This is a genomic window from Pseudomonas yangonensis (assembly GCF_009932725.1).
Classification (GTDB): Bacteria; Pseudomonadota; Gammaproteobacteria; order Pseudomonadales; family Pseudomonadaceae; genus Aquipseudomonas; species Aquipseudomonas yangonensis.
In genome coordinates this window covers 1-23,887 of the sequence record NZ_BLJU01000002.1, presented here as the reverse complement: position 1 = coordinate 23,887, position 23,887 = coordinate 1, and the positions used below count along the sequence as shown (strand labels likewise).

The window sequence follows — 23,887 nt, the reverse complement described above, 5'->3', positions numbered from 1 at the left end:
TCAGGCCGGCGAATGCTTCATACCCGCCGCAGCGAATGCTTCACCGCGGCGAGCAGAGGCATGCATCAGAGGGCTTGCGGCGCCCTCTCGCAAAGTACCTTGAGTGCCGCCACCCAGTCCGGGTGATCGTTCAGGCAGGGCACCAGCTGCAGGCTCTCGCCACCGGCCTCGACGAATTGCTCGCGGCCGCGGTCGCCGATCTCCTCGAGAGTCTCGATGCAGTCGGCGACAAAGGCCGGGCACATCACCAGCAGCTTCTTCACCCCCTGCGCTGCCAGTTCATCGAGACGCGTCTCGGTGTAGGGCTCGATCCACTTGGCACGACCCAGGCGCGACTGAAAGCTCACCGACCATTGTTCCGGACGCAGGCCCATGCGCTCAGCGAACAGCTCGGCGCTGCGCAGGCATTGCGCGCGGTAACAGTTGGCGAGCACCTCGGGCGAAGCGCTGCGGCAGCAGTCGTCGCCCTTCAGGCAATGACCACTGGGATCGAGCTTGTGCAGGTGGCGCTCGGGCAGGCCGTGAAAGCTCAGCAGGAGGTGGTCGAAGCCCTGCTGCAGATAGGGTTTGGCACTGGCCACCAGGGCATCGAGGTACTCCGGCTGGTCGTAGAACGGCGGCAGAATGGAGAAACGCAAATCCAGGCCACGCTGGCGCACCACACTTTTGGCCTCCTCGATCACCGTGGTGGTGGTGCTGTCGGCGAACTGCGGGTAGAGCGGTGCCAGGGTCACCTGGCGAATGCCCTGGTCAGCAAGGCGTTGCAGGGTCGCCTCGATGGACGGCTCGCCGTAACGCATCGCCAGTTCCACCGGTCCATGCGACCAGTGCGCCTTCATCGCTTCCTGCAGGCGCCGACTGAGCACCACCAGCGGCGAGCCCTCATCCCACCAGATCGATGCATAAGCATGCGCCGACGCCGCCGGGCGCTTGATCAGGATCAGCGACACCAGCAGGCGACGCAGCGGCCAGGGCAGATCGATCACGTAGGGATCCATCAGGAACTGATTGAGGTAACGGCGGACATCGGCTACTTCGGTGGACGCGGGCGAACCCAGGTTAACCAGCAACAATGCGTGATCGGTCATGCGAAATCCTAGTCAGGGGTGGCCCAGCAGATCGGCCAGAGCCACATCCAGATGGGTAAAACGAAAACTGAAGCCCGCCTCCAGCAGGCGCGTCGGCACGGCACGCTGACCGCCCAGCAGCAGCTCGGACATCTCACCGAGTGCAGCGCGCAGGACGAAAGCCGGCGCAGGGAAAATGGTCGGGCGGCTCAGCGCCTGACCCAGCGCTTTGCTGAACTCTGCATTGCGCACCGGTGTCGGCGCGCAGGCATTATAAGGACCGCGGGCATCGTCTTGCTGCAAGAGAAAATCGATCAGGTCGATTTGATCGGCGATATGAATCCACGGCATCCATTGCCGACCATCCCCGAGGCGCCCGCCCAGGCCGAGCTTGAATGGCAGCAGCAGGCGTTTGAGCATGCCACCTTCGGCGCTCAGCACCAGACCGGTACGGATCAGCACCACACGGATACCCAGCTCCTCGGCGCGCAGTGCAGTTTCTTCCCAGGCTCCACAGAGCTGCGCGGCAAAGTCGTCGGTGACCTGCGGCGTTTCCTCGTGCAATTCGCGCTCGCCGCCGTTGCCATACCACCCCACCGCCGAGCCCGACAGCAGTACCGCCGGACGTTGGGTCCGGCCCTGCAACCAGGTCAGCAACTGCTCGGTCAAACCGATACGGCTGGACCACAGCAACGCCTTGCGCTTGCTGCTCCAGGGACGGTCGGCGATGGGCGCTCCGGCCAGATTGACCACCGCATCCAGCGGCTCCTCGGCCAGCTCCTCGAGCCGCCCGATGCCCCTGACCTCAGGCCCGCACAGGCCGGCGACCTTGCCAGGTTCACGACTCCAGACCGTCAGGCGATGGCCGTGCTCGACCCAGTGCGCACAAAGCGCACGCCCGATCAGGCCGGTACCGCCGGTCAGTAGGATATGCATGGCATCGTCCTCGCATGGCAATTGATGAGACTTCACCTTTAGTCTGGTTCATGACGCGCACACGTGCCTTTATCGAATGCCGCGTTTGTCCTAAACCTAAAGCAAGGAGCGCGACTTCCAGCGACATCTATACATGAAAACACTCTTGTATAGCTTTTGTCCAAACCTTAGCCTGTATAGCATTCTGCGCTGACGAGGTAACCATGAACGCACCCATCGCCATCATTGGCACCGGCATCGCGGGACTCTCCGCCGCACAGGCTCTGCATGCCGCCGGGCAAGGCATCGAGCTGTTCGACAAGAGCCGCGGCAGCGGCGGACGCATGGCGAGCAAACGCAGCGACGCCGGCAGCCTGGATCTGGGCGCGCAATACTTCACCGCCCGCGACCGGCGCTTCGTCGAAGTGGTACAGCAATGGCAGGCACGCGGCTGGGTCGCCGAGTGGCAGCCAAGCCTGTACAACGCTCAGGACGCGCAGCTCAGCGCCTCGCCGGATGAGCAGGTACGCTGGGTCGGCAGCCCCCGCATGAGCGCCATCACCCGCGCCATGCTCGGCGCCCTGCCGGTCAGGTTCAGTTGCCGCATCACCGAAGTTTTCCGCGGCGATCGCTACTGGAGTCTGCTGGACGCCGACGGCAACAGCCACGGCCCTTACAGTCACGTCATCGTCGCCACACCCGCCCCGCAAGCCAGCGCCCTGCTGGCGGCCGCCCCCAAGCTGGCCGGCGCCGCAGCGAGCGTGATCATGGAACCGACCTGGGCAGTGGCACTGGGTTTCGACAGCCCGCTGGATACCCGCGTGGAAGGGTGCTTCGTACAGGACAGCCCACTCGACTGGCTGGCCCGCAACCGCAGCAAACCAGGGCGCGACAACCGCCTCGATACCTGGGTACTGCACGCCAGCAGCGCCTGGAGCCGACAGCATCTGGATTTGGCCAAGGAAGCCGTGATCGAACAGTTGCACGGGGCCTTTGCCGAGTTGATCGGTTGCGCTGTGCCGCCCCCTAGCTTCACCCTCGCCCACCGCTGGCTCTACGCTCGGCCGGCGCAAGCGCATCAGTGGGGGGCGCTGGCCGATGCCGACCTGGGGCTGTATGCCTGCGGCGACTGGTGCCTGTCCGGCCGCGTCGAAGGCGCCTGGCTCAGCGGCCAGGATGCGGCGCGTCGCCTGCTCGAGCACCTGCAATGACCCCGTTCAACGACAAGCCTGGCAAGCGTCGCCTCAACCCGCGCAAGCTCCTGCTTTCGAAGTGGACGGCAGCGCAGCCGCAGAACCGCGAGCGCCACTTTCTGGTAACCGAGCTGATCCGCGACGAAGCGGACACCATTCTCGGCGTCGAGCTTCAGGCCGTCCTCACCCAGCGCAGTCAGCAGCTCGACTGGCGCCAACTGCAAGACACCGAGCACTGGCTGCAAGGCTGGCGCTGACCTGCCCCGCTCCTCCATGGCGCCAGGTTCAACTGGCGCCACCCGCCGCCACACACAAAGCAATACGAAAGCTATACAAATAATTTGACTTGTATAACTGCGCACCTATGATAGACACAAGTTGTACATGGATCAGTCCATGTATAAGGATCATGAGGTCAGGTTATGCAAGCGAGCAAAGCCAAATTGGGGATCAGCGCCTGTCTGCTGGGCGCCGAAGTGCGTTACAACGGCGGCCACAAGCTGTCACCCCTGTGCAGCCGCAGCCTGACCGAGTACTTCGACTTCGTCCCGGTGTGCCCGGAGGTCGGCATCGGCATGCCGATCCCGCGCGAGCCGATCCGCCTGGTGGGTGACCCGCAGGCGCCGCGCGCCGTTGGCACGGTGGACCGCTCGCGCGACGTGACCGACGCGCTGGCCGTCTACGGCGAGCGCATGGCGCAGGAACTGCAAGGCATCAGCGGCTACATCTTCATGCAGCAATCGCCCTCCTGCGGCCTGGAACGGGTCAAGGTCTATCAGGAGGGCGGACGCCCGAGCGAGCCGGGCCGTGGCATCTTCGCCGCCGCCTTCTGCGCGCGGCATCCGGATCTGCCGGTGGAGGAAGACGGCCGCCTCAACGATCCGGTGTTGCGCGAGAACTTCATCACCCGTGTCTACGCCCACGCCGAATGGCAGCGCCTGCTGCAGCGGGGCCTGACGCGCCGCGCGCTGATCGCCTTCCACTCGCGTTACAAGTACCTGCTGATGGCCACCGATCCGCTGCGCTACAAGTCACTGGGGCGCATGCTTGGTGAGCTGAGCCAGCACGATCTTGGCGAACTGGCACCGCGCTATTTCAGCGAGCTGATGAGCGCATTGAAGAAATGCGCCACGCGCCGTACCCACAGCAATGTGCTGCAGCACCTGAGCGGCTACCTCAAGCGCGCCCTCAGCGCCGACGAAAAGCAGGAAATGCAGCAGCTGATCGGCCAGTACCGCGAGGGCATCGTGCCGCTGGTGGTACCGCTGACATTGCTCAAGCACCACTTCCGCCGCCACCCGGATCGCTACATCGCCGAGCAGGCCTATCTGCAGCCGCACCCCGAACCTCTTGCCCTGCGCAACGCACTGTGACGCCATGACCCGCGAAACCATCGCCGACGAAGACACCAGCCACGATTACCGCCAGGCGCTCGATGAGGGCTACCTGCCGATTCGCGAGGTGGCGCGCAGTACCGGCATCAACGCCGTCACCCTGCGCGCCTGGGAACGCCGCTACGGCCTGATCGTGCCGTACCGCACGCCCAAGGGCCATCGCCTCTACTCGCCGGCCAACGTCGAACGCATCAACGCCATTCTCGCCTGGCTGGCCCGCGGCGTGGCCGTAGGCCAGGTCAAGGCGCTGCTCGACCATGGCCAGGTGCCGCAGGCCACCAGCGGCGACAACTGGACACGCCAGCGCAACGACATCCTCGGTTGCATCGTCCAGTTCAACGAGCGCCGCCTGGATGATCGCTTCAACGCGGCACTGGCGCTCTACCCGGCCTGCACCCTGGTCGAGCAGCTGTTCTGGCCCTTGCTCGGTGATCTGCGCCAGCGCTGGCAGGGTCAGTTCGGTGCACGCGCGGAGCAGGTGTTCTTTTTCTCCTGGCTGCGCAGCAAGCTGGCCACGCGCATCTACCACTGCAACCGACAGGTCGGTGGCGCCCCCCTGCTGTTGATCAATCTGGGTGAAGCACCGATGGAACCGGGCCTGTGGCTGTGCGCCTGGCTGGCCAGTGCCAGCGATTGCCCGGTGGAGGTCTTCGATTGGCCGCTACCGCCCAATGAGTTGCTGACGGCACTGGAACACATCGCACCGCGTGCCGTGCTGCTCTACGCCGAGGATGCACTGGACGGCACGCTGGTGCGCCGCCAGTTGCCCCGTCTGGCCGAACAATGCCCGGTGCCGCTGCTGATCGCCGGCCCCTCTGCGCACATTCACCGTGATGCGCTGACCGGTCTGGAGTCGGCCAACGACCCGCTCGCAGCGCATGCCTGGCTGCAGCGTCAGGGTCTGCTAAGCGCACAAGAGGTAACCCCATGAAGCAACTGATGTGGTTTCGCAGTGACCTGCGCGTTCAGGACAACACCGCCCTGAGCCAGGCCATGAGTCGCGGCTCGACCATCGCCCTGTATCTGATCACGCCCGGCCAGTGGCAACGTCATGACGATGCGCCGTGCAAGGTGGACTTCTGGCTGCGCAACCTGGTCGAGTTGAGCAAGGCCCTGACCGCACTCAACGTGCCGCTGCTGGTGCGCCAGTGCCATGACTGGAATGAGGTGCCGGTACTGATCGCCGATGTGTGCCGCGAGCACACCATCTGCGCCGTGCACGTCAACGAGGAATACGGCATCAACGAAAGCCTGCGTGACCGACAGGTGTGCGCCTACCTCAGCCAGCAGGCCATCGCCTGGAACAGTTACCTGGACCAACTGCTGTTCAAGCCGGGCAGCGTGCTGACCCGCTCCGGTGGTTATTTCCAGGTCTACAGCCAGTTCCGCAAGGTCTGTTACGAACGTCTGCACAGTGCCCTGCCCGGCCTGGTCACGCTGCCCAAGGCGCAGACGCCGCTGGCAGTGAAGAGCGACGCCATCCCCTCCGCAGTGGACGGTTTCGCTACTCCCAGCGACAGCCTGCGCCTGCTCTGGCCAGCCGGCGAAGAGGCGGCACTGCAGCGCCTGCAGCATTTCACCGACGAGCAGGTGGCCTTCTACAAGGACGAGCGCGACTTCCCCGGCAAACCGGGCACCAGCCAGCTTTCGGCCTACCTGGCCGCTGGCGTTCTCTCGCCCCGCCAATGCCTGCACGCGGCCCTGTCGGCCAACCGCGGCGAGTTCGACAGTGGCAACCAGGGCGTCGTCACCTGGATCAACGAGCTGCTCTGGCGCGAGTTCTACAAGCACATCCTGGTCGGCTACCCGCGGGTCTCGCGGCATCGCGCCTTCCGCACGGAAACCGAGGCAGTGCCCTGGCGCAACGCGCCGCAGGAACTGGCCGCCTGGCAGGAAGGTCGCACCGGCCTGCCGATCATCGATGCAGCCATGCGCCAGTTGCTGGAAACCGGCTGGATGCACAACCGCCTGCGCATGATCGTCGCCATGTTCCTGACCAAGAACCTGCTGATCGATTGGCGTGAGGGCGAGCGCTTCTTCATGCGCCATCTGATCGATGGCGACCTGGCCGCGAACAATGGCGGCTGGCAGTGGAGCGCCTCCACCGGCACCGACGCCGCGCCCTACTTCCGCATCTTCAACCCGATCACCCAGTCGCAGAAGTTCGACCCCGACGGCCATTTCATTAGCCAGTGGGTGCCTGAACTGTCGGGCCTGAACAAGCGCGACATCCACGATCCGTCCGCGCTCGGCGGCCTGTTCGCGCCGTCCGGCTATCCGCGGCCGATCGTCGAGCTGTCGCGCTCGCGCGAGCGCGCACTGACGGCGTTCAAGAACCTTTCGGCGCAGGAGCTGCCGGCATGAGCGACTTCCTGCACGACTTCGCCCAGCGCTTCGCCGCGCTGAACAAGGACAACCTCGACCGCCTGGGCGAGCTGTACAGCGACGACGTGCTGTTTCGCGACCCGTTGCATGAAGTGCGCGGCCTGAGCGAGATGCGTCGCTACTTCGCCGAGCTGTATGCCAACGTCGAGGCGCTGCGCTTCGAGTTTCACGGCTTCGACCAGGTCGCGGACGGCGAAGGCTACCTGCGCTGGACCATGTACTACCGCCATCCACGCCTGCGCGGCGGCGCCGAAATTGCCGTGGAAGGCTGCTCGCATCTGCTCTGGCGCGAGCGCGTCTACCGGCACCGGGATTACTTCGATGCCGGCGCCCTGCTCTACGAACACCTGCCCGTACTCGGCAGCGTGATCGCCTGGCTGAAACGGAGGCTGGCATGAAGCGCATCTGGCTGACCGGCGCCAGCAGCGGCATCGGTGCCGCACTGGCAGAAGAACTGCTGCGCGCCGGCCATCGCCTGGCACTCAGCGCGCGCAGCAGCGGCCCGCTGCAGGCACTGGCCGCGCGCTATGGCGAGCAAGTGCTGGTGGCCCCGGGCGACCTGACCGACGCCGAGCAGGTGCGCGCCATCGGCGAACGCATCGCTCAGCAGTGGGGCGCGCTGGATTGCGCGATCCTCAACGCCGGCACCTGCGAATACGTCGAGGTTCGCCAGTTCGAGGCGGCGATGATCCAACGCGTGGTCAACGCCAACCTGTTTTCCGCCAGCTACTGCATCGAAGCCGCCCTGCCCCTGCTGCGCCAGGGCAATCGCCCGCACCTGGTCGGGGTCGGCAGCTCGGTGACCTTCATGCCGCTGCCGCGTGCCGAGGCCTATGGCGCCTCCAAGGCGGCCATGCGTTACCTGATGCAGACGCTGCGCATCGATCTGGCGGCAGAAGGCATCGACGTCACCCTGGTCAGTCCGGGGTTCGTCGACACCCCACTGACGCAGAAGAACGACTTTCCCATGCCCATGCGCTGGCCCGTGGAGCGCGCAGCCCGGCATATCGCCGCGCGCCTGGACAAGCGCCCGCACGAAATCGCCTTTCCCACTCCCTTCATCGCCGTACTGAAACTGCTCGGCAGCCTGCCCAGCAGCCTGCAACTGGCCATAGGTCGCCGCCTGGCGCGTAACGAGGACAACGCATGAAAATCGCCATCGTCGGCAGCGGCATCGCCGGCCTGACCTGCGCCTACCTGCTCAACCGCCGGCACGACATCCAGGTGTTCGAGGCCAGCGACTGGATCGGCGGCCATACCCACACCGTCGACGTGCAGGTGGAGGGGCGAAACTACGCCATCGACACCGGCTTCATCGTCTTCAACGACTGGACCTACCCCAATTTCATTCGCCTGCTGGAGCAGGTCGGGGTCGGCTTCAAGCCCACCGAAATGAGCTTCTCGGTGAGCGACCCGGCCACCGGCGTGGAGTACAACGGCCACGACCTCAACACCCTGTTCGCCCAGCGCAGCAACCTGTTGTCGCCGGCCTTCTGGGGCATGCTGCGCGATATCCTGCGCTTCAATCGTCAGTCGCTCGACGACCTGGCCAACAACCGCATCAGCGCCGATACCACGCTCGGCCAGTACCTCGAACGCAACGGCTATGGCCGCCGCTTCATCGAGCATTACATCGTGCCGATGGGCTCGGCCATCTGGTCGATGTCGCTGGCCGACATGCTCGGTTTCCCGCTGCAGTTCTTCGTGCGCTTCTGCAAGAACCACGGCCTGCTCTCGGTCAGCGACCGCCCGACCTGGCAGGTGATCGAAGGCGGCTCGCGCAGCTACGTGGCGCCCTTGACCGAAAGCTTCGCCGAACGTATTCGCCTCAACTGCCCGGTCAGCCGCGTCGTCCGTGATCAGGAGGGCGTCACCCTGCACAGCGCAGCCGGCAGCGAGCGCTTCGACAAGGTGATCTTCGCCTGCCACAGCGACCAGGCCCTGGCCCTGCTCGATCAGCCCAGCGAACAGGAGCGGGACATTCTCGGCGCCCTGCCCTACGCCAACAACGACGTGGTGCTGCACACCGACACACGCCTGCTGCCCAAGCGCAAGCTGGCCTGGGCCAGCTGGAACTATCGGCTGGGCGGGCCGACCGATCAGCCTGCAGCCGTCACCTACAACATGAACATCCTGCAGAGCGTCGAGGCAGACACCAACTTCTGCGTCAGCCTCAACCAGACCGCCGCCATAGATCCGGCCAAGATCCTCGCACGCTTCCAGTACGCCCACCCGCAGTACAGCCTGGCCGGCACCGCCGCCCAGGCACGCTGGGAAGAGTTGCTCGGTGCCCAGCACAGCTACTACTGCGGCGCCTACTGGGCCAACGGCTTCCATGAAGACGGTGTGGTCAGCGCGCTGCGCGTGGCACGCGCCTTCGGAGAGACGCTGTGATGCACAGCGCCCTGTACAGCGGCTGGGTGCAGCATCGTCGCTTCGCCCCACGCGCCCATGCCTTTCGCTATCGCATGGGTCTGCTGTATCTCGATCTGAGCGAGCAGGCGCAGCTGTTCGCCCTCTCGAAGCTGGCCGGACGCGGCCGCTTTGCGCCGTTCGCCTTTCGCGAAACCGACTACCTGCCCGAATCCACCCGCCAGGGCGTGGCACTGCACGAGGCGGTGCGCAACCGCGTGCAAGAAGCTCTGGGCACACGCCCGCAAGGCCGCATCTGCGTGCTGACGCAACCGCGCAGCTGGGGCCTGGCCTTCAACCCGGTGAGCATTTTCTACTGTCATGACAGCGAAGAACGCCTGGTGGCGATTCTCTGCGAAGTCAGCAATACGCCGTGGCGCGAGCGCTATCACTACGTGCTGCCGACTGAGGGCGACGGGCGTCACCGGGTCAGCGTGGACAAGACCTTCCACGTATCGCCCTTTCTGCCGCGCGAGCTGGAATACCGCATGAGTTTCAGCCCTGTCGGTGAACGCCTTGGCGTGCACATGGCCGACTGGCAAGGCGCAACCAAGCTGTTCGATGCCAGCCTCAGTCTGCAGCGCCAGGCGCTCGACCGCGCCAGCCTGCAGCGTTATCTGCTCAGCTTTCCCTGGATGACCGGCAAGACCGTGGCGGCCATCTACTGGCAGGCCCTGCGCCTGCTGCTCAAGCGCATCCCGATTTTCGACCACTCCCCCGCGGAAGGCAGCTTCCGCGTTGCCCGCCCGCACGTGAAGGACATGCCCCATGAAGAGCTCTAGCCTGACCTCCACCCGAAGCCTGGTACGCAGTGGCAATGGCATCGGCGCCGGCCTGCTGCGGCGCGCCGTACTGCGCCAGCTGGAAAATCTGCGCCATGGCCTGCTGCTGATCCAGGAAGGCAGCGACACCCTGCATTTCGGCACGCCGCAGAGCGAGCTGCGCGCCGAGATCCGGGTGAGCGATCCTGCCGTCTGGGGGCTGGTGGCCGGCAATGGCTCCATCGGCGCGGGCGAGGCCTACATCCACGGCTATTGGAGCACGCCGGACCTGACGGCGGTGATCCGCATCTTCGTCGCCAACCTCGATGTACTGGACGCCATGGAAGGCGGCCTGGCGCGCCTCGGACGGCCGCTGATCCAGGGCCTGCACTGGCTCAACCGCAACACCCGGCAGGGCTCACGGCGCAACATCGCTGCGCACTATGACCTGGGCAACGACCTGTTCGAGCAGTTTCTCGACCCGACCATGATGTACTCGGCGGCCATGTTCAGAGGCGAAGACGACAGCTTGGAGCAGGCCCAGCTGAACAAGCTCGAACGCATCTGCCAGAAGCTCGCCCTGCAGCCGTCCGATCATCTGCTGGAAATCGGCACCGGCTGGGGCAGCATGACGCTCTATGCCGCAACCCACTACGGTTGCCGGGTGACCACCACCACGCTGTCGCGCGAGCAATACGCCTACACCGAGCGGCGCATCCGCGAGCTGGGCCTGGAGGGCCGCGTAACCCTGCTGCTGGAGGACTATCGTGACCTCGACGGCCAGTACGACAAGCTGGTTTCCATCGAGATGATCGAGGCCGTCGGCCACCGCTACCTGCCCACCTATTTCGAGCAGTGCGCGCGCCTGCTCAAGCCCGAAGGGCTGATGCTGCTACAGGCCATCACCATTCGCGACCAGCGTTACGAGCAGGCCTGCCGATCGGTGGATTTCATCCAGCGCTACATCTTCCCCGGCGGCGCCCTGCCGTCGATGCAGAAGATGCTCGACGTGGTCACCCGCCATACCGACCTCAACCTGCATCACATGGAAGACTTCGGCCTGCACTACGCGCGCACCCTGCGCCTGTGGCACGAGAACCTGCGCCAGGCCCGCCAGCGTCTGGAGCAGCTGGGCTACGACGATTACTTCTATCGCCTGTGGGAGTTCTACCTCTGCTATTGCGAAGGCGGCTTCCTCGAACGCACCATTGGCACCGCGCAACTGCTGCTGGCCAAACCGGCCGCTCGCCCTGCGCCACTGTTGGGAAACTTCGATGCCTAAGCTGATCGCCAATGCCCTCCTGTTCCAGCTCGGCTGGCTCGTCTGCGTGTTCGCCGGCGATGGCCCCTGGCTGCTGGTAGTGGCGGCGATCATCGGCGTGCACCTGCTGTGGATCAGTAGCTGGGCGGCGGAAGGCAAGCTGCTGCTCAGCGTGTTCCTCGCCGGCAGCGCGCTGGACAGCTTTCTGCTCAATCTGGGGGTGTTCGACTTCGGCGAACCGCGCCAGCTGATCCCGCTGTGGCTGGCCTTGCTCTGGCTGTTGCTGGCCAGCACGCTCAACCACTGCCTGGCCTGGACCGCGCAGCCCTGGTGGCGCGGCAGCCTGCTGGGCGCGCTTGCGGCACCACTGTCCTACTACGGCGGCGCCAAGATCGCCGGCGTCACCCTGCCGCTCGGTACCTGGCCGACCCTGGCGATTCTTGCGTTGGTCTGGGCGCTGGTGATGCCGGTGCTGCATGGTTTCGCCAAGCTGTATCGTGAGCAGTACCAACAGCGCCTGCGCAGCCGCCGCTCGGCCTAGCCGATAGCCTCTGCTGGAGCGGCGCCTCGCCGCGAACCGCTTTGCTTCGGGTACGACAGCTTCGCCCCGAGGCGCCTACGAAAAGCCGCTGGCCGGCCTGCTGAACTGGCGGCACTGTCCACTGCACCCTGTCAGCCCAAACCCCGCGTATCCACAGCATGGCGTACACTGCCGCGCCATGAGCGAGACCATCCCCCACACCCAACTGCCGACCGCCCCCACCGTCAGTTGCAGCACCTGCGCGGCCTGCTGCTGCCAGCTGGAAGTGATGCTGATTGGCGACACCGGGGTGCCCCAACGCTACATCGAGACCGACGACTGGGGCGGCGAAGTCATGCGCCGCCTGGACGATGGCTGGTGCATAGCGCTTGATCGCGACACCATGCGCTGCACCATCTACGCACAGCGCCCGCTGATCTGCCGTGAGTTCGAACTCGGCGCCGCCGAATGCCTGGAAGAACGCCGCGGCATCGCCACCGCCTACAGTCAGTAACATTTTATGTATGAATTTTAATGCTGAATAAGTGCATTTCTATAAATACATCACCGGCGACGGCGAGGAATTCCCTGGCTCAAAACCGAGCCATTTCAGTGCGCCAGCACCAATCCAGTGCGTTACTCATACGCACCTCACGGGTTGATATCAAAAAAATAGAACAAAACTGAATTTATTATTAATTAGTCGAATTCATAACCGTCGCGCACACTTTCGGGGCTCTCCCTTACGGACCTGACGTGCCCCACCGACGGCCACTCCGAGCGACAGGAGAGCACGCCTGAATTCTCAGCAAGACGGAATGATGATGGCTGCCCTTGCGACTGCCCCCACTCTCACCCCTACGAGATCGTTCGCCGTTTCACCCTCACCGCCCTGCGCCGTGAAATGGCCCTCAGGACGGTCAACGCGCTTTCCCCTTACGCCGACCGGGCCATCGGCCATGACATGTCGGGGCTCTCGCCCCAGGCTGGTGGAGCCGCAGCCCATGCCTGACGCCCTGATTCTGCAGGTCCTCGCCACGCTGGGTTGCCTGCTCGGTTGCTGGCTGAGCGGTCGCACTCCGTCGACGCTCGACCAGGCCAGCCTGCAGCCCTTTGCCGCCCGCCGGAGGCGGCGGCGCGCATGAGGCATGCAGCGGGCCGGCCGTGGGAGATCACCACGCAGCCACGCGAAAAACCCGGCAATACGACCGGAGAGCACCTTCTCGTTTGATGCTCCGCCCATGGACGGGCGTCCAGAAGTGCCGCCTGCGGCACCCTATGGGCTTTTCAGCAGTGAAGAGCCCACTTTTTTCTACCGGAAACCATGAACACATCATCACGCCTGTACCAATGGTGCATCGCCTTTATCCCCGACGCTGCGCACACCCGCCCACGAGAATGGCTGCGCGCGGCACTCGGTGCCTGCATCGGTTTTGCCTTCAGCACCTGGCTATGCAGCCAGCTCTTCGGCCTGCAGCTGGCCGTGCATTTCTCCGGCCCGCTGGCCGCCTCTGCGGTGCTGCTGTTCGCCGTCTCTTCGGGCGCGCTGGCGCAGCCCTGGTCGATACTCGGCAGCTATCTGTGCGCCACGCTGGTTGGTTTGCTGGTCGGCCACTGGCTCGATCACAGCCTGATCGGCGCAGCCCTGGCCATAAGCCTGAGCCTGTTGCTGATGTGCCCGCTGCGCTGTCTGCACCCGCCGGGTGGCGCCATCGCCTTCTGCGTGGTGTTCGCGCCGGTGGCGCCGGGAATACCCGCCTGGCACCCGGCCGTGACGGCGGTGATGGCCGCGCTGGGCCTGCTGAGCAGCGCGCTGATCTACAACAACCTCACCGGCATGCGCTACCCGCGCCAGCCCCCCCCTCCCGCCGATGCCCACCATACCCGCGACCCGTTGCCCGGCGAGCGTGTGGGCATTCGCGATACCGACCTCGACCAGGCGCTCGATGAACTCGGCGCCTTCGTCGACGTGACTCGCGAAGACCTGGCCATGATCGTGAAAAGCACCGAGCGCCATGCGCTGCGTCGCAGCATGGGCGACATACGCGCCGGCCAGGTGATGTCACGCGACCTGGTCTGCGCCACGCCGGGCACCAGCATCAAACAGGGCCTGCACCTGCTGCGCCACCACCACCTCAAGGCGCTGCCGATCCTTGACCACAACCAGCGACTGGTCGGCATCGTCAGCCTCAGCGACCTGATTGCTCCCATACATCGCCGGCCGGCCAGGCGCTTCGGCCTGTTCAGGCGGCGCCCTCGCCCGCGCCTGGGCGAGTTGATGAGCAGCCCGGTGCGCTGCACCGATGTCGATACGCACGTGGTCGACCTGATCGGCGTGTTGTCCGACCGCGGTCTGCACTGCCTGCCGGTGCTGGAGAACGAAAAGCTGGTGGGGATCATCACCCAGACCGACGTGATCGCCGCGTTGCAACGAGATCTGCTGGCCCACTTCGATTGAAACGACGATCTGTAGTGACGCAGCTCGTGACGGCGTAATGCGGCTGCGCATCGAAAAGTGCCAGAGCAGCCCTTACACTGCGCGTCTGCCCGCTTGCTGAGCCCCGCCACGACATGGACATCGATCTGACTCGCACCTTTCTGGAAATCGTTCGCAGCGGCAGCTTCATCGCCGCCGCCGAACGCCTGCACATTACCCAGACAGCCGTCACGGCGCGCATCCAAAAGCTTGAAGGTCACCTCAACTGCACGCTGTTCGTACGCAACCGAGCCGGGGCCAAGCTGACTGCCGACGGCGAAGCCTTCGTCGCCTATGCCAACCAGATATTGCAAACCTGGGAGGCGGCGCAGCGCGACCTGCCCCTGCCGGACGGCTATAACAACGTGGTCCACGTCGGCGGCGAAGTCAGCCTGTGCAACCCGCTGATGCTGCGCTGGGTCAGCCGCATCCGCGCCAACATCGACCACTACGCCGTGCACACCCATATCGGCGACGGCCAGGAGCTGCTGCGTCAGCTGGAGCTGGGCGTGCTGGATGCCGCCCTGGTGTATCAGCCCAACTACTGGCCGGGCATGCAGGTGGAGCAGTTGCTGGAAGAAAAGCTGATCCTGGTGCGCGCGAAGAATCCCGAACCCTACGTGTACGTCGATTGGGGCGAGGCCTTCCGCCTGCAGCACGACAGCGCGCTACCGGATCGGGCCAAGGCGCCGGTGTCCTTCAACCTCGGCCCGCTGGCCCTGCAGTACATCCTCGAACACGGTGGCTCTGGCTACTTCCGCACGCGGGTGGTGCAGAGCTACCTGGACAAGAAGGTGCTCAAACGCGTGCCTCGCGCGCCGGAGTTCAGCTACCCGACCTACCTGGTGTATTCCCGGGAACGCGACTCGGCAGTGCTGCAGCAGTCGTTCGATCTGCTGCGCGAGATCATCGCCGAAGACACCGACTGGTCGCAGCGCTGGGACCCGATGATCTGAACGCCATCTGAAACGAAATCGCCCCTCGTACAGAGGGGCGATTTCTTTATGGCGACGTCGATGACCGCTTAGAAGCTCATGCGGTAATGCACGGTGTAGGCTTCGGCGCCATCGTTCGGCTTCTTCAGACCGGCGTTGGAATAATGGATCGCACGCAGGCCGATTTCCTGCCCGGCGAAACGCAGGCCTACGCCGATGCGGTCCTCGAACTGGAAGGAAGAGCCCAGATCGTTGCTTTCCAGCTCGGTGCTGGAGAACGCGGCAACGCCGATACCGGCTTCGATATAGGGGCGCACATTCTGCCCGGCGAATTCGTAAACGAACACCGGAGCGAAGGAGAGGCTGTGGTTGCTCGCCGTGTCGTCGCCGTCCCAGTAGGTGTAGCCCAGGTCCCAGTAACCCGTCAGACGACCGTAGCTGCTTTCCAGCCAGCTATGGTTCCAGTCCCACTGCGCGCCCAAACGGTAAACCATGGTGGAATCGCCACTCTGACCAATAGCCGCGGTTACATCCGCAGCCTGCGCAGCGCCCATGGTTCCGAACGAGAGGGCCGTAGCTGCAGCAAAGGCACACAACTTCTTCATGAGTCATTCCTTTAATAGCGAGAGGTTTTATCAGGCCTGTAACAAAATATAGAAACATCTAGTGTCAATGAAAGCGCAATTTGAAAAAGATTCACTAAATCGAATGAACCTTGGCCTGTTCACCCAACAAAATCGGCAATACTCGGCAAAGTTGCGAGGCTTCTCCACTGCTCCAGTAACGCGTTGACAGGGCAGGCTGAGTGGCCAGCAGATCGTGGTGAGCGAGCAGGCGCTGCAGCTGGCGCGCCACCGCAGCACCGGTGTCGATCAGGCTCACCGATGCCGGCACCAGCTCAGCGAGCAGCGGGCGCAGGAAGGGATAGTGGGTGCAACCGAGAATCAAGGTATCGCAGCCCTCTGCCAGCAGCGGCGCCACATAACCTTGCAGCAGTTCACGGGTGGCCGGCGCCTGCAGCTCGCCGGCCTCGATGCATTCCACCAGCCCCGGGCAAGGCTGGGTGATCACCCGCACATCATTGGCGAAGCGATCGAGCAGCGCAGCGAACCGCGCGCTCTTGAGCGTACCGGTGGTCGCCAGCACACCGACCACGCCGCTGCGGGTCGCCGCTGCCGCCGGTTTAACCGCAGGCTCCATACCGACGATGGGCAAATCCGGATAACGTTCGCGTAGTTCTCCAGCAGCTGCCGCCGTCGCCGTATTGCAGGCCAGCACCAGGGCTTTGGCGCCCTGCGCCAGCAGGTGCTCGGTGATCAGCACGCAGCGCTCGCGAATGTACTCCGCGCTCTTCTCGCCGTAGGGCACATGGCCGCTGTCGGCCACGTAGAGCAGCGACTCGTTGGGCAGCAGCTGGCGAATCTCGCGCAGCACCGACAGACCGCCGACGCCGGAATCGAAAACGCCAACCGGCGCCTGTGACCGGCTCATTGTAGGAGCGAGCTCTGCTCGCGAAGCGTCTTGAGGCTGCGGCGACATTCGCGAGCAGAGCTCGCTCCTACGGTCCTTAACGCCCACCGCACACCTCGCAGGCCGGGTCGCGTTTGACCCGTAGTTCGCGAAAGCGCGTACCCAGTGCATCGATCAGCAACAGGCGACCGACCAGCGGCTCGCCGAAACCGGCCAGCAGCTTGAGCGCCTCCAGCGCCTGCAGGCTGCCCACCAGGCCCACCAACGGGCCGACCACGCCGGCCTCGCTGCAGGTCAGCTCGGCCTCGCTGCCGTGGCCGTACAGGCAGTGGTAACAGGGGCTGGCGGCATTGCGCGGATCGAACACCGACAGCTGCCCTTCCAGGCGGATCGCCGCACCGGACACCAGCGGCTTGCCGGCTGCGACGCAAGCGGCATTGACCGCCTCGCGGGTAGAGAAATTGTCCGAGCAGTCCAGCACCAGGTCGACACTGCTCACTGCGGCAGCCAGCGAGTCGGCATCCAGCGCCTGGCGATGCGGCACCAGTTTGATCTGCGGATTGATCGCCGCCAGACGCACGATGGCCGAATCCACCTTGGCCTGGCCAATGCTGGCGGTGTCGTGGGCGATCTGCCGCTGCAGGTTGGTCAGGTCCACCGTGTCGAAGTCGGCCAGGTGCAGTTCACCGACGCCGGCGGCAGCAAGGTACAGAGCCACCGGCGAGCCCAGCCCGCCCATGCCGACGATCAGCACGCGGCCCTGTTTCAGGCGCAACTGGCCGTCCACATCGATCTGTTTCAGCAGAATCTGCCGGCTGTAGCGCAGCAGCTCGTCATCGCTCAGCATATCGTCACTCATGGTCGAAACGTCCCAGACTGATGCGCTCATGGCCGCCCAGGTCACGCCGGCTATGCACCTCGGCGAAGCCGGCGGCGGCCAGTAGCCCGCGCACCGCCTCGGCCTGGTCGAAGCCATGCTCCAGCAGCAGCCAGCCACCGGATAGCAGGTGCTGCGGCGCGGCCTGGATGATCGCACGAATATCGTCCAGCCCGTCGCAACCAGCTACCAGCGCGCTGCTTGGTTCGAAGCGCACGTCGCCCTGCACGAGGTGCTGGTCGTCGGCGCGGATATAGGGCGGATTGCTCAGGATCAGGCCATAACGCTGCCCGCTCAGGGCAGAGAACCAATGGCTGAGCATGAACGCAGCATTGTCCAGTTGCAGGCGCTGGCGATTGCGCTCGGCCAGCGCCACGGCCTCCTCGACACGATCCACCCCGGTCACCCGCCAGGCCGGCCGCTCGCTGGCCAGGGCCAGGGCGATGGCGCCGGTACCGGTGCCGAGATCCAGCATGGTCAAGGGTGCAGCCGGCAGCAGAGCAAGAGCGGTTTCCACCAGCAGTTCGGTGTCCGGGCGCGGGATCAGGGTATGCGGCGCCACCTCCAGTTCCAGACTCCAGAAACCCTGGAGGCCGAGGATATAGGCCACCGGCTCGCCTTGACAGCGACGCATTAGATTCGCCTGGAACAGCGCCAGCTGCTCGTCATCCAGCTCGCGCTCCGGCCAGGTACGCAGGTAGCTGCGCGGCTTGTTCAGCGCGGCGGCAAGCAGCAGCTCGGCGTCCAGCCGCGGCGTGGGCGAGTCGGGCAGATCGGCGTTGTCGAGCAGAGATTCGATGGTGGCCATGGTTCATCCTGACTGCTTTTCTCCCCTCTCCCGCTTGCGGCGCTTGAGCGGAGATAGCGAAGCATCACTTCGCCCGCTCAAGCGCCCTGGGCTCTGCGAGGGGCTGGGACGCAGAGCGGGGGTCGGGGGAGAGGGTGTGTCGTTGCGCCCCCCTCTCCCTAACCCTCTCCCCGAGGGGAGAGGGGACTGTTAGGCGCTACGTTGGCGCTTGCTGTCAGCTCTTCCCGGATTGCATCCGGGCTACGGCTTTTAGCCTGTGGCCTGCAGCCGCTTTTTAGTCCCCCAGCGCCGCCAGCTGGTCGGCCTGGTACTCGGCCAGCAAGGGCTCGATCACTGCCTCCACGCCGCCGGCCATGACTTCGCTCAGCGAATACAGTGTCAGGTTGATGCGGTGGTCGGTGACCCGGCCCTGCGGGAAGTTGTAGGTGCGGATGCGCTCGGAACGGTCGCCCGAGCCGACCAGCAGCTTGCGCGTGTCGGACATTTCCTTGTGCGCCGCCGCTTCCTGCTGGTCCTGCAGTTTGGCCGCCAGCCAGGCCATGGCCTTGGCGCGGTTCTTGTGCTGCGAGCGCTCTTCCTGGCATTCCACCACGGTGCCGGTGGGAATGTGGGTGATGCGGATCGCCGAGTCGGTGGTGTTGACGTGCTGGCCGCCAGCGCCAGAGCTGCGGTAGGTATCGACGCGCAGATCGGCCGGGTTGATCTCGATGGCCGCCTGCTCGTCCGGCTCCGGCAGCACCGCCACGGTGCAGGCGGAGGTATGGATGCGGCCCTGGGATTCGGTTTCCGGCACGCGCTGCACGCGATGGGCGCCGGACTCGAACTTGAGCTTGGCGTAGACGTTCTCACCCTCGACGCGGGCGATCACCTCCTTGAAGCCGCCGTGCTCGCCCTCGTTGGCCGACAGCACCTCGACGCGCCAACCCTGCTTCTCGGCGTAGCGCGAGTACATGCGGAACAGATCGCCGGAGAAGATCGCCGCCTCGTCGCCGCCGGTACCGGCGCGCACTTCCAGGTAGACGTTGCGGCCGTCGTTGGGGTCCTTGGGCAGCAGCATGCGCTGCAGCTTGTCTTCCAGGGTGGTCAAAGCTTCCTTGGCCTGGGCCACTTCTTCTTCGGCCATCTCACGCAGGTCCGGGTCGCTTTCCTTGAGCAGCGCCTGGGCGCCTTCGAGATCGCTCTGCACCTTGCGCAGCTCGCGGAAGGTGGCGATCACCGGCTCGATCTCGGCGTATTCCCTGGAGTAGGCGCGAAACTGCGTCTGCTTGGAAATCACCTCGGCATCGCCGAGCAGCGCCGTCAGTTCCTCGAAGCGGTCGCTGAGGTTATCCAGCTTGTTCAACAGTGAAGCTTTCATTGCAGACCTTTGTCCTGCGGCGCGCTCTCGTCGAGGGCGAACAATTCCTGGGCCAGGCTGAGCGCATCGACGCGCCCCTCGGCGGTAAGTTTCTTCATGCGCACGCTGGGCGCGTGCAGCAGTTTGTTGGTCAGGCCGCGCGCCAGTTGCGCCAGCACGTCCTCGGGATTGCTGCCATTGACCAGCATGCGCTGGGCCTTGGCCAGCTCCTCGTCGCGCAGGCGCTCGGCCTGCTGGCGGTAGGCCTTGAGCACGTCGACTGCGGCCAGCTCGCGCAGGCGCTGCATGAAATCGTCGGTGCCGGCAGCGATCAGCTCCTCGGCAGCCTGCGCCGCACCCTGGCGGCTCTTGAGGTTTTCCTCGATGACCTCGTGCAGATCATCGACGGTATAGAGGTAGACGTCATCCAGCTCGCCCACCTGCGGTTCGATATCGCGCGGCACGGCGATGTCGACCATGAAGATCGGCTTGTGCTTGCGCTTTTTCAGCGCACTTTCCACCGCACCCTTGCCGAGGATCGGCAACTGGCTGGCCGTGGAGCTGATGACGATGTCGCTGTGCGCCAGCTCATCGGGAATATCCGAGAGCAGCACCGCATGCGCCCCGAACTGCTCAGCCAACTGGCTGGCACGTTCCAGGGTACGGTTGGCGACGACGATGCGCTTGATGCCCTGGTCATGCAGGTGGCGCGCCACCAGACTGATGGTCTCGCCAGCGCCGATCAGCAGCGCCTGGCTGCGGTGCAGGTCGGCGAAGATCTGCTTGGCCAGGCTCACCGCAGCGAAGGCCACGGACACCGGGTTCTCGCCGATGGCGGTGTCGGTGCGCACGGTCTTGGCGGTGCTGAAGGTGGCCTGGAACAGGCGGCCGAGCAGCGGGCCGACGGTACCGGCCTCACGCGCTACGGCATAGGCGGACTTGAGCTGACCGAGAATCTGGGGCTCGCCGAGGACCATCGAGTCGAGACCGCAGGCCACGCGCATCATGTGGCGCACCGCGTCCTGCTCGCTGTGCACGTAGGCGCAGGCACGCAGTTCATCGATGCTCAGGCGGTGGTAGTCGGCCAGCCACTGCAGCACGTCGTCACTGCTCAGCTGATCCTGCTCCAGGTACAACTCGCTGCGGTTGCAGGTGGAGAGGATCGCCGCTTCACGGCTGGGCGTCAGCCGACACAGCTGCTGCAGCGCCTCGACCAGTTGCTCAGGGGTGAAGGCAACGCGCTCGCGCACCTCTACCGAGGCGGTCTTGTGGTTGATGCCGAGGGCGATAAAGGCCATGCAGAGTCGCTGAGGGGCAATACGGGAGCCGGCAATTGTCCTACTTCGCCCCCGATAGAACAACTCCTGCGACCTATTGTCCCAATAGACGGTTCGCCGCATCGTGCTGGCCAGTGGGCTTGCTCAAAGGCTTGTGTCATGATGCCGCGAACGTCGCAGGGCACGAGCCAGCAAGGCCCTCGCCCCGGAATAACGCACGACAAGGCACTATGAACAGACCCCTCGCGTTGCTCACCGCATTCGCCTTCCTCAGCGGCTGCCAAACCTTCGCCCCCAGCGAGCCGGACGGTACGCCGCCGGTGCAGGAAGCCGACCAGGCCACCCAACTGGAACCGAGCGAGTACGGCTCGTTCAGTCAGGAAACCCTGTTCGCCCTGCTCACCGCCGAGCTGGCCGGGCAGCGCAACCGCTTCGACATCGCCCTCGGCAACTACGTGCAGCAGGCGCAGAGCACAGGCGATGCCGGCGTAGCCGAACGCGCCTTCCGCATTGCCGAATACCTTGGCGCCGAACAGGCTGCCCTGGACAGCGCGCTGATCTGGGCCAGCAACGCACCGGGCAACATCGATGCGCAACGCGCCGCCGCCGTACAGCTGGCCCGCGCCGGCCGCTACGACGAATCCATGACCTACATGGAGCAGGTGCTGCAGCGCCAGGGTGATACCCACTTCGATTTCCTTGCGCTCTCTGCCGCGGAAACCGACCCGGACACCCGTGCCGGTCTGCTGCAAGGCTTTGACCGCCTGCTGAGCAAGAACCCGGACAACAGCCAGCTGCTGTTCGGCAAGGCCATTCTCCTGCAACAGGATGGCCGTTCCGAAGAGGCCCTGGCGCTGCTCGAAGACAGTGCCGCAAGTGCCGATCAGGTTTCGCCGATCCTGCTGCGCGCCCGCCTGCTGCAAAGCCTCGGTCGTGGCGACGAGGCCCTGCCGTTGCTGCAGAAAGGCATCCGCAAGAACCCCGATGACAAACGTCTGCGCCTGACCTACGCGCGCCTGCTGGTCGAACAGGACCGCCTCGACGACGCCAAGGGCGAGTTCTCCAAGCTGGTGCAGGAGAACCCCAACGATGACGACCTGCGTTTCTCCCTGGCCCTGGTGTGCCTGGAAGCCGAAGCCTGGGAAGAGGCCATCGTCTATCTGGAGGAGCTGGTCGAACGTCGCAGTCATGTCGATGCCGCCCATTACAACCTCGGCCGCGCCTACGAAGAGCTGAACGACGACGACAGCGCCCTGCAGGAATACGCCCTGGTTGGTCCGAGCAACGACTACCTGCCAGCCCAGCAGCGCCAGGCCGAACTGCTGTTCTCCCAACAGCGCAGCGAAGAAGCCAGCGCACGCCTGGCCCAGGCCCGCGACGCCCAGCCGGATTACGCCATCCAGCTGTACCTGATCGAGGCCGAAGGGCTGAGCAACAGCGGCCAGGTCGAGCCGGCCTGGAAGGTCATCAACGAGGGCCTGGAGCAGTACCCCAACGACCTCAACCTGCTCTACACCCGCGCCATGCTGGCGGAAAAACGCGATGACCTGGCTCAGCTGGAAACCGACCTGCGTTACATCATCGAGCGCGAGCCGGAGCATGCCATGGCCCTCAATGCCCTGGGCTACACCCTGGCCGACCGCACCACGCGCTACGAAGAAGCGCGCGAGCTGATCGCCAAGGCGCATCAGCTCAACCCGAATGACCCGGCGATTCTCGACAGCCTCGGCTGGGTCAACTATCGCCTGGGCAATCTCGACGAGGCCGAACGTCTGCTGCGCCAGGCCTTGGAGAAATTCCCCGACCACGAAGTCGCTGCCCACCTCGGCGAAGTGCTCTGGGCCCAGGGCAAGCAGCGTGAAGCCCGTGGCATCTGGCGCGACGCACTGCGTAAAACGCCCGATAGTCCCATCCTGCGTGACACGCTGTTGCGCCTGACCGGTTCCGAGACTCCCTGATGCTTCGTCACCTACTCGTATTCAGCCTTCTCGCCCTGCTCGCCGGTTGCGCCGGCCTCACCTCGCACGAAGCGCTGGAAGGCCAGGGCGACCCGGCCCAGTGGAAAGCCCACAAACAGCAGATCACCCAGCTCGACGGCTGGCAGATCAACGGCAAGATCGGCATCCGCGCCCCGCAGGACTCCGGCAGCGCCACGCTGTTCTGGCTGCAGCGCCAGGACTACTACGACATCCGCCTGTCCGGCCCGCTGGGCGGTGGCGCCGCGCGCCTGACCGGGCGCCCGGGTGACGTTCTGCTGGAAGTGTCCAACCGTGGCCGCTTCCGCGCCGAATCTCCCGAGGCCCTGCTGCACGAGCAACTGCGCCTGGATCTGCCAGTCTCCAACCTGCTCTGGTGGATTCGCGGCCTGCCCGCCCCGGAAAGCCGCAGCCGCATCACCCTCGACGGCGAAAGCCACCTGGCGCAGCTGGAGCAGGACGGCTGGAAAGTCGAATACCAGCGCTATACCGAGCAGAACGGCTACGCCCTGCCAGAGCGGATGAAGCTATACGGCCAGGATCTGGAAGTGACCCTGGTGATCAAGGATTGGCAGCCGCGCCAGTTGGGGCAATAAGCTCACTATCCTGTGGGAGGGGCTTTAGCCGCGACAGCTTGCCCAGCCCTTCCACAGCACACAGCTGGCGGATGGAAAGCACCATCCCCAACCACGCCGAAATCCCCCTGCAACCCGACAAGGCGCCAACCGCTTCGCGAGCAGAGCTCGCTCCTACCGGTTTCGCGCACACGGCCGTCACCCGGATGAAATCCGCGAACCATCGCCACCAAGCCCCGGATTGCATCC

At 64.9% G+C, this 23,887-nt stretch carries 25 protein-coding genes; 17 read left to right on the top strand and 8 right to left on the bottom strand.

The features are described from left to right. Positions 1 to 65: 65 nt before the first annotated feature. A complete protein-coding gene (gene hemH / locus GYB81_RS01690; RefSeq protein ID WP_161867359.1) occupies positions 66 to 1,088 on the bottom strand; it encodes a ferrochelatase in 1,023 nt (340 codons plus the stop codon). A gap of 12 nt (positions 1,089 to 1,100) precedes the next feature. Continuing rightward, positions 1,101 to 2,003: a TIGR01777 family oxidoreductase gene (locus tag GYB81_RS01685; RefSeq protein WP_161867358.1), complete on the bottom strand. Its 903-nt coding sequence runs from the start codon at positions 2,001 to 2,003 to the stop codon at positions 1,101 to 1,103. Positions 2,004 to 2,206: 203 nt separating this feature from the next. On the opposite strand from GYB81_RS01685, the gene GYB81_RS01680 reads away from it, so the two are divergent. The 15 genes from GYB81_RS01680 to GYB81_RS01610 all read left to right on the top strand — a co-directional run bounded on the left by GYB81_RS01680 (position 2,207) and on the right by GYB81_RS01610 (position 15,340). Continuing rightward, complete coding sequence (locus GYB81_RS01680; protein WP_161867357.1) at positions 2,207 to 3,193, top strand: NAD(P)/FAD-dependent oxidoreductase; 987 nt, start codon at positions 2,207 to 2,209, stop codon at positions 3,191 to 3,193. Continuing rightward, a complete protein-coding gene (locus tag GYB81_RS01675) occupies positions 3,190 to 3,432 on the top strand; it encodes a TIGR02450 family Trp-rich protein (protein ID WP_161867356.1) in 243 nt (80 codons plus the stop codon). The genes GYB81_RS01680 and GYB81_RS01675 overlap by 4 nt, the downstream gene beginning before the upstream one ends. A 165-nt stretch (positions 3,433 to 3,597) precedes the next feature. Beyond that, positions 3,598 to 4,548 (top strand): YbgA family protein, encoded by a 951-nt coding sequence (locus GYB81_RS01670; RefSeq protein WP_161867355.1) that lies wholly within the window; start codon positions 3,598 to 3,600, stop codon positions 4,546 to 4,548. A gap of 4 nt (positions 4,549 to 4,552) precedes the next feature. Continuing rightward, positions 4,553 to 5,500 (top strand): MerR family transcriptional regulator, encoded by a 948-nt coding sequence (locus GYB81_RS01665; RefSeq protein WP_161867354.1) that lies wholly within the window; start codon positions 4,553 to 4,555, stop codon positions 5,498 to 5,500. After that, positions 5,497 to 6,933 (top strand): deoxyribodipyrimidine photo-lyase, encoded by a 1,437-nt coding sequence (gene phrB / locus GYB81_RS01660; protein WP_161867353.1) that lies wholly within the window; start codon positions 5,497 to 5,499, stop codon positions 6,931 to 6,933. The genes GYB81_RS01665 and phrB overlap by 4 nt, the downstream gene beginning before the upstream one ends. Beyond that, positions 6,930 to 7,352: a nuclear transport factor 2 family protein gene (locus tag GYB81_RS01655; RefSeq protein WP_161867352.1), complete on the top strand. Its 423-nt coding sequence runs from the start codon at positions 6,930 to 6,932 to the stop codon at positions 7,350 to 7,352. The genes phrB and GYB81_RS01655 overlap by 4 nt, the downstream gene beginning before the upstream one ends. Next, complete coding sequence (locus GYB81_RS01650) at positions 7,349 to 8,104, top strand: SDR family NAD(P)-dependent oxidoreductase (RefSeq protein ID WP_161867351.1); 756 nt, start codon at positions 7,349 to 7,351, stop codon at positions 8,102 to 8,104. The genes GYB81_RS01655 and GYB81_RS01650 overlap by 4 nt, the downstream gene beginning before the upstream one ends. Next, on the top strand, positions 8,101 to 9,348 hold the full coding sequence (locus tag GYB81_RS01645; RefSeq protein ID WP_161867350.1) for an NAD(P)/FAD-dependent oxidoreductase: 1,248 nt from the start codon (positions 8,101 to 8,103) through the stop codon (positions 9,346 to 9,348). Before GYB81_RS01650 ends, GYB81_RS01645 begins: the two co-directional genes overlap by 4 nt. Further along, the gene (locus GYB81_RS01640; protein WP_161867349.1) at positions 9,348 to 10,148 is read left to right on the top strand and encodes a DUF1365 domain-containing protein; all 801 of its coding nucleotides are present in this window, start codon (positions 9,348 to 9,350) and stop codon (positions 10,146 to 10,148) included. The genes GYB81_RS01645 and GYB81_RS01640 overlap by 1 nt, the downstream gene beginning before the upstream one ends. Further along, a complete protein-coding gene (locus GYB81_RS01635; protein WP_161867348.1) occupies positions 10,135 to 11,409 on the top strand; it encodes an SAM-dependent methyltransferase in 1,275 nt (424 codons plus the stop codon). The genes GYB81_RS01640 and GYB81_RS01635 overlap by 14 nt, the downstream gene beginning before the upstream one ends. Then, positions 11,402 to 11,929 carry a DUF2878 domain-containing protein gene (locus GYB81_RS01630; RefSeq protein ID WP_161867347.1) on the top strand — a complete coding sequence of 176 codons (528 nt, stop codon included), beginning with the start codon at positions 11,402 to 11,404 and terminating at the stop codon, positions 11,927 to 11,929. The genes GYB81_RS01635 and GYB81_RS01630 overlap by 8 nt, the downstream gene beginning before the upstream one ends. Positions 11,930 to 12,107: 178 nt before the next feature. After that, positions 12,108 to 12,422, top strand: a complete 315-nt coding sequence (locus GYB81_RS01625; protein ID WP_161867346.1) for a YkgJ family cysteine cluster protein — start codon at positions 12,108 to 12,110, stop codon at positions 12,420 to 12,422. 490 nt (positions 12,423 to 12,912) lie between these two features. Then, entirely contained in the window at positions 12,913 to 13,053 is a 141-nt protein-coding gene (locus GYB81_RS24660) for a hypothetical protein (protein ID WP_233787462.1), read from the top strand. 179 nt (positions 13,054 to 13,232) lie between these two features. Beyond that, complete coding sequence (locus tag GYB81_RS01615; protein WP_161867345.1) at positions 13,233 to 14,366, top strand: HPP family protein; 1,134 nt, start codon at positions 13,233 to 13,235, stop codon at positions 14,364 to 14,366. A gap of 113 nt (positions 14,367 to 14,479) precedes the next feature. Beyond that, the gene (locus GYB81_RS01610) at positions 14,480 to 15,340 is read left to right on the top strand and encodes a LysR family transcriptional regulator (protein ID WP_161867344.1); all 861 of its coding nucleotides are present in this window, start codon (positions 14,480 to 14,482) and stop codon (positions 15,338 to 15,340) included. Between the two features lie 68 nt (positions 15,341 to 15,408). Here the strand turns inward: GYB81_RS01610 and GYB81_RS01605 are convergent, their stop codons facing one another. The 6 genes from GYB81_RS01605 to hemA all read right to left on the bottom strand — a co-directional run bounded on the left by GYB81_RS01605 (position 15,409) and on the right by hemA (position 21,108). Then, entirely contained in the window at positions 15,409 to 15,924 is a 516-nt protein-coding gene (locus GYB81_RS01605) for an acyloxyacyl hydrolase (protein ID WP_161867343.1), read from the bottom strand. A 94-nt stretch (positions 15,925 to 16,018) separates the two neighbouring features. After that, positions 16,019 to 16,810 (bottom strand): glutamate racemase, encoded by a 792-nt coding sequence (gene murI / locus GYB81_RS01600; RefSeq protein WP_161867342.1) that lies wholly within the window; start codon positions 16,808 to 16,810, stop codon positions 16,019 to 16,021. Between the two features lie 76 nt (positions 16,811 to 16,886). Continuing rightward, on the bottom strand, positions 16,887 to 17,636 hold the full coding sequence (locus tag GYB81_RS01595; protein ID WP_161867394.1) for a molybdopterin-synthase adenylyltransferase MoeB: 750 nt from the start codon (positions 17,634 to 17,636) through the stop codon (positions 16,887 to 16,889). A gap of 4 nt (positions 17,637 to 17,640) precedes the next feature. Beyond that, a complete protein-coding gene (prmC, locus tag GYB81_RS01590; RefSeq protein ID WP_161867341.1) occupies positions 17,641 to 18,474 on the bottom strand; it encodes a peptide chain release factor N(5)-glutamine methyltransferase in 834 nt (277 codons plus the stop codon). A 274-nt stretch (positions 18,475 to 18,748) separates the two neighbouring features. Further along, on the bottom strand, positions 18,749 to 19,831 hold the full coding sequence (gene prfA, locus GYB81_RS01585) for a peptide chain release factor 1 (protein WP_161867340.1): 1,083 nt from the start codon (positions 19,829 to 19,831) through the stop codon (positions 18,749 to 18,751). Beyond that, positions 19,828 to 21,108: a glutamyl-tRNA reductase gene (gene hemA, locus GYB81_RS01580; protein ID WP_161867339.1), complete on the bottom strand. Its 1,281-nt coding sequence runs from the start codon at positions 21,106 to 21,108 to the stop codon at positions 19,828 to 19,830. Before hemA ends, prfA begins: the two co-directional genes overlap by 4 nt. 209 nt (positions 21,109 to 21,317) lie before the next feature. Between hemA and GYB81_RS01575 the strand changes: the two genes are divergently transcribed. Together GYB81_RS01575 and lolB are read left to right on the top strand one after the other, a co-directional pair. Continuing rightward, the gene (locus GYB81_RS01575) at positions 21,318 to 23,045 is read left to right on the top strand and encodes a tetratricopeptide repeat protein (protein ID WP_161867338.1); all 1,728 of its coding nucleotides are present in this window, start codon (positions 21,318 to 21,320) and stop codon (positions 23,043 to 23,045) included. Continuing rightward, the gene (lolB, locus tag GYB81_RS01570) at positions 23,042 to 23,659 is read left to right on the top strand and encodes a lipoprotein insertase outer membrane protein LolB (RefSeq protein WP_178101892.1); all 618 of its coding nucleotides are present in this window, start codon (positions 23,042 to 23,044) and stop codon (positions 23,657 to 23,659) included. Before GYB81_RS01575 ends, lolB begins: the two co-directional genes overlap by 4 nt. The last annotated feature ends 228 nt before the right edge of the window (positions 23,660 to 23,887 follow it).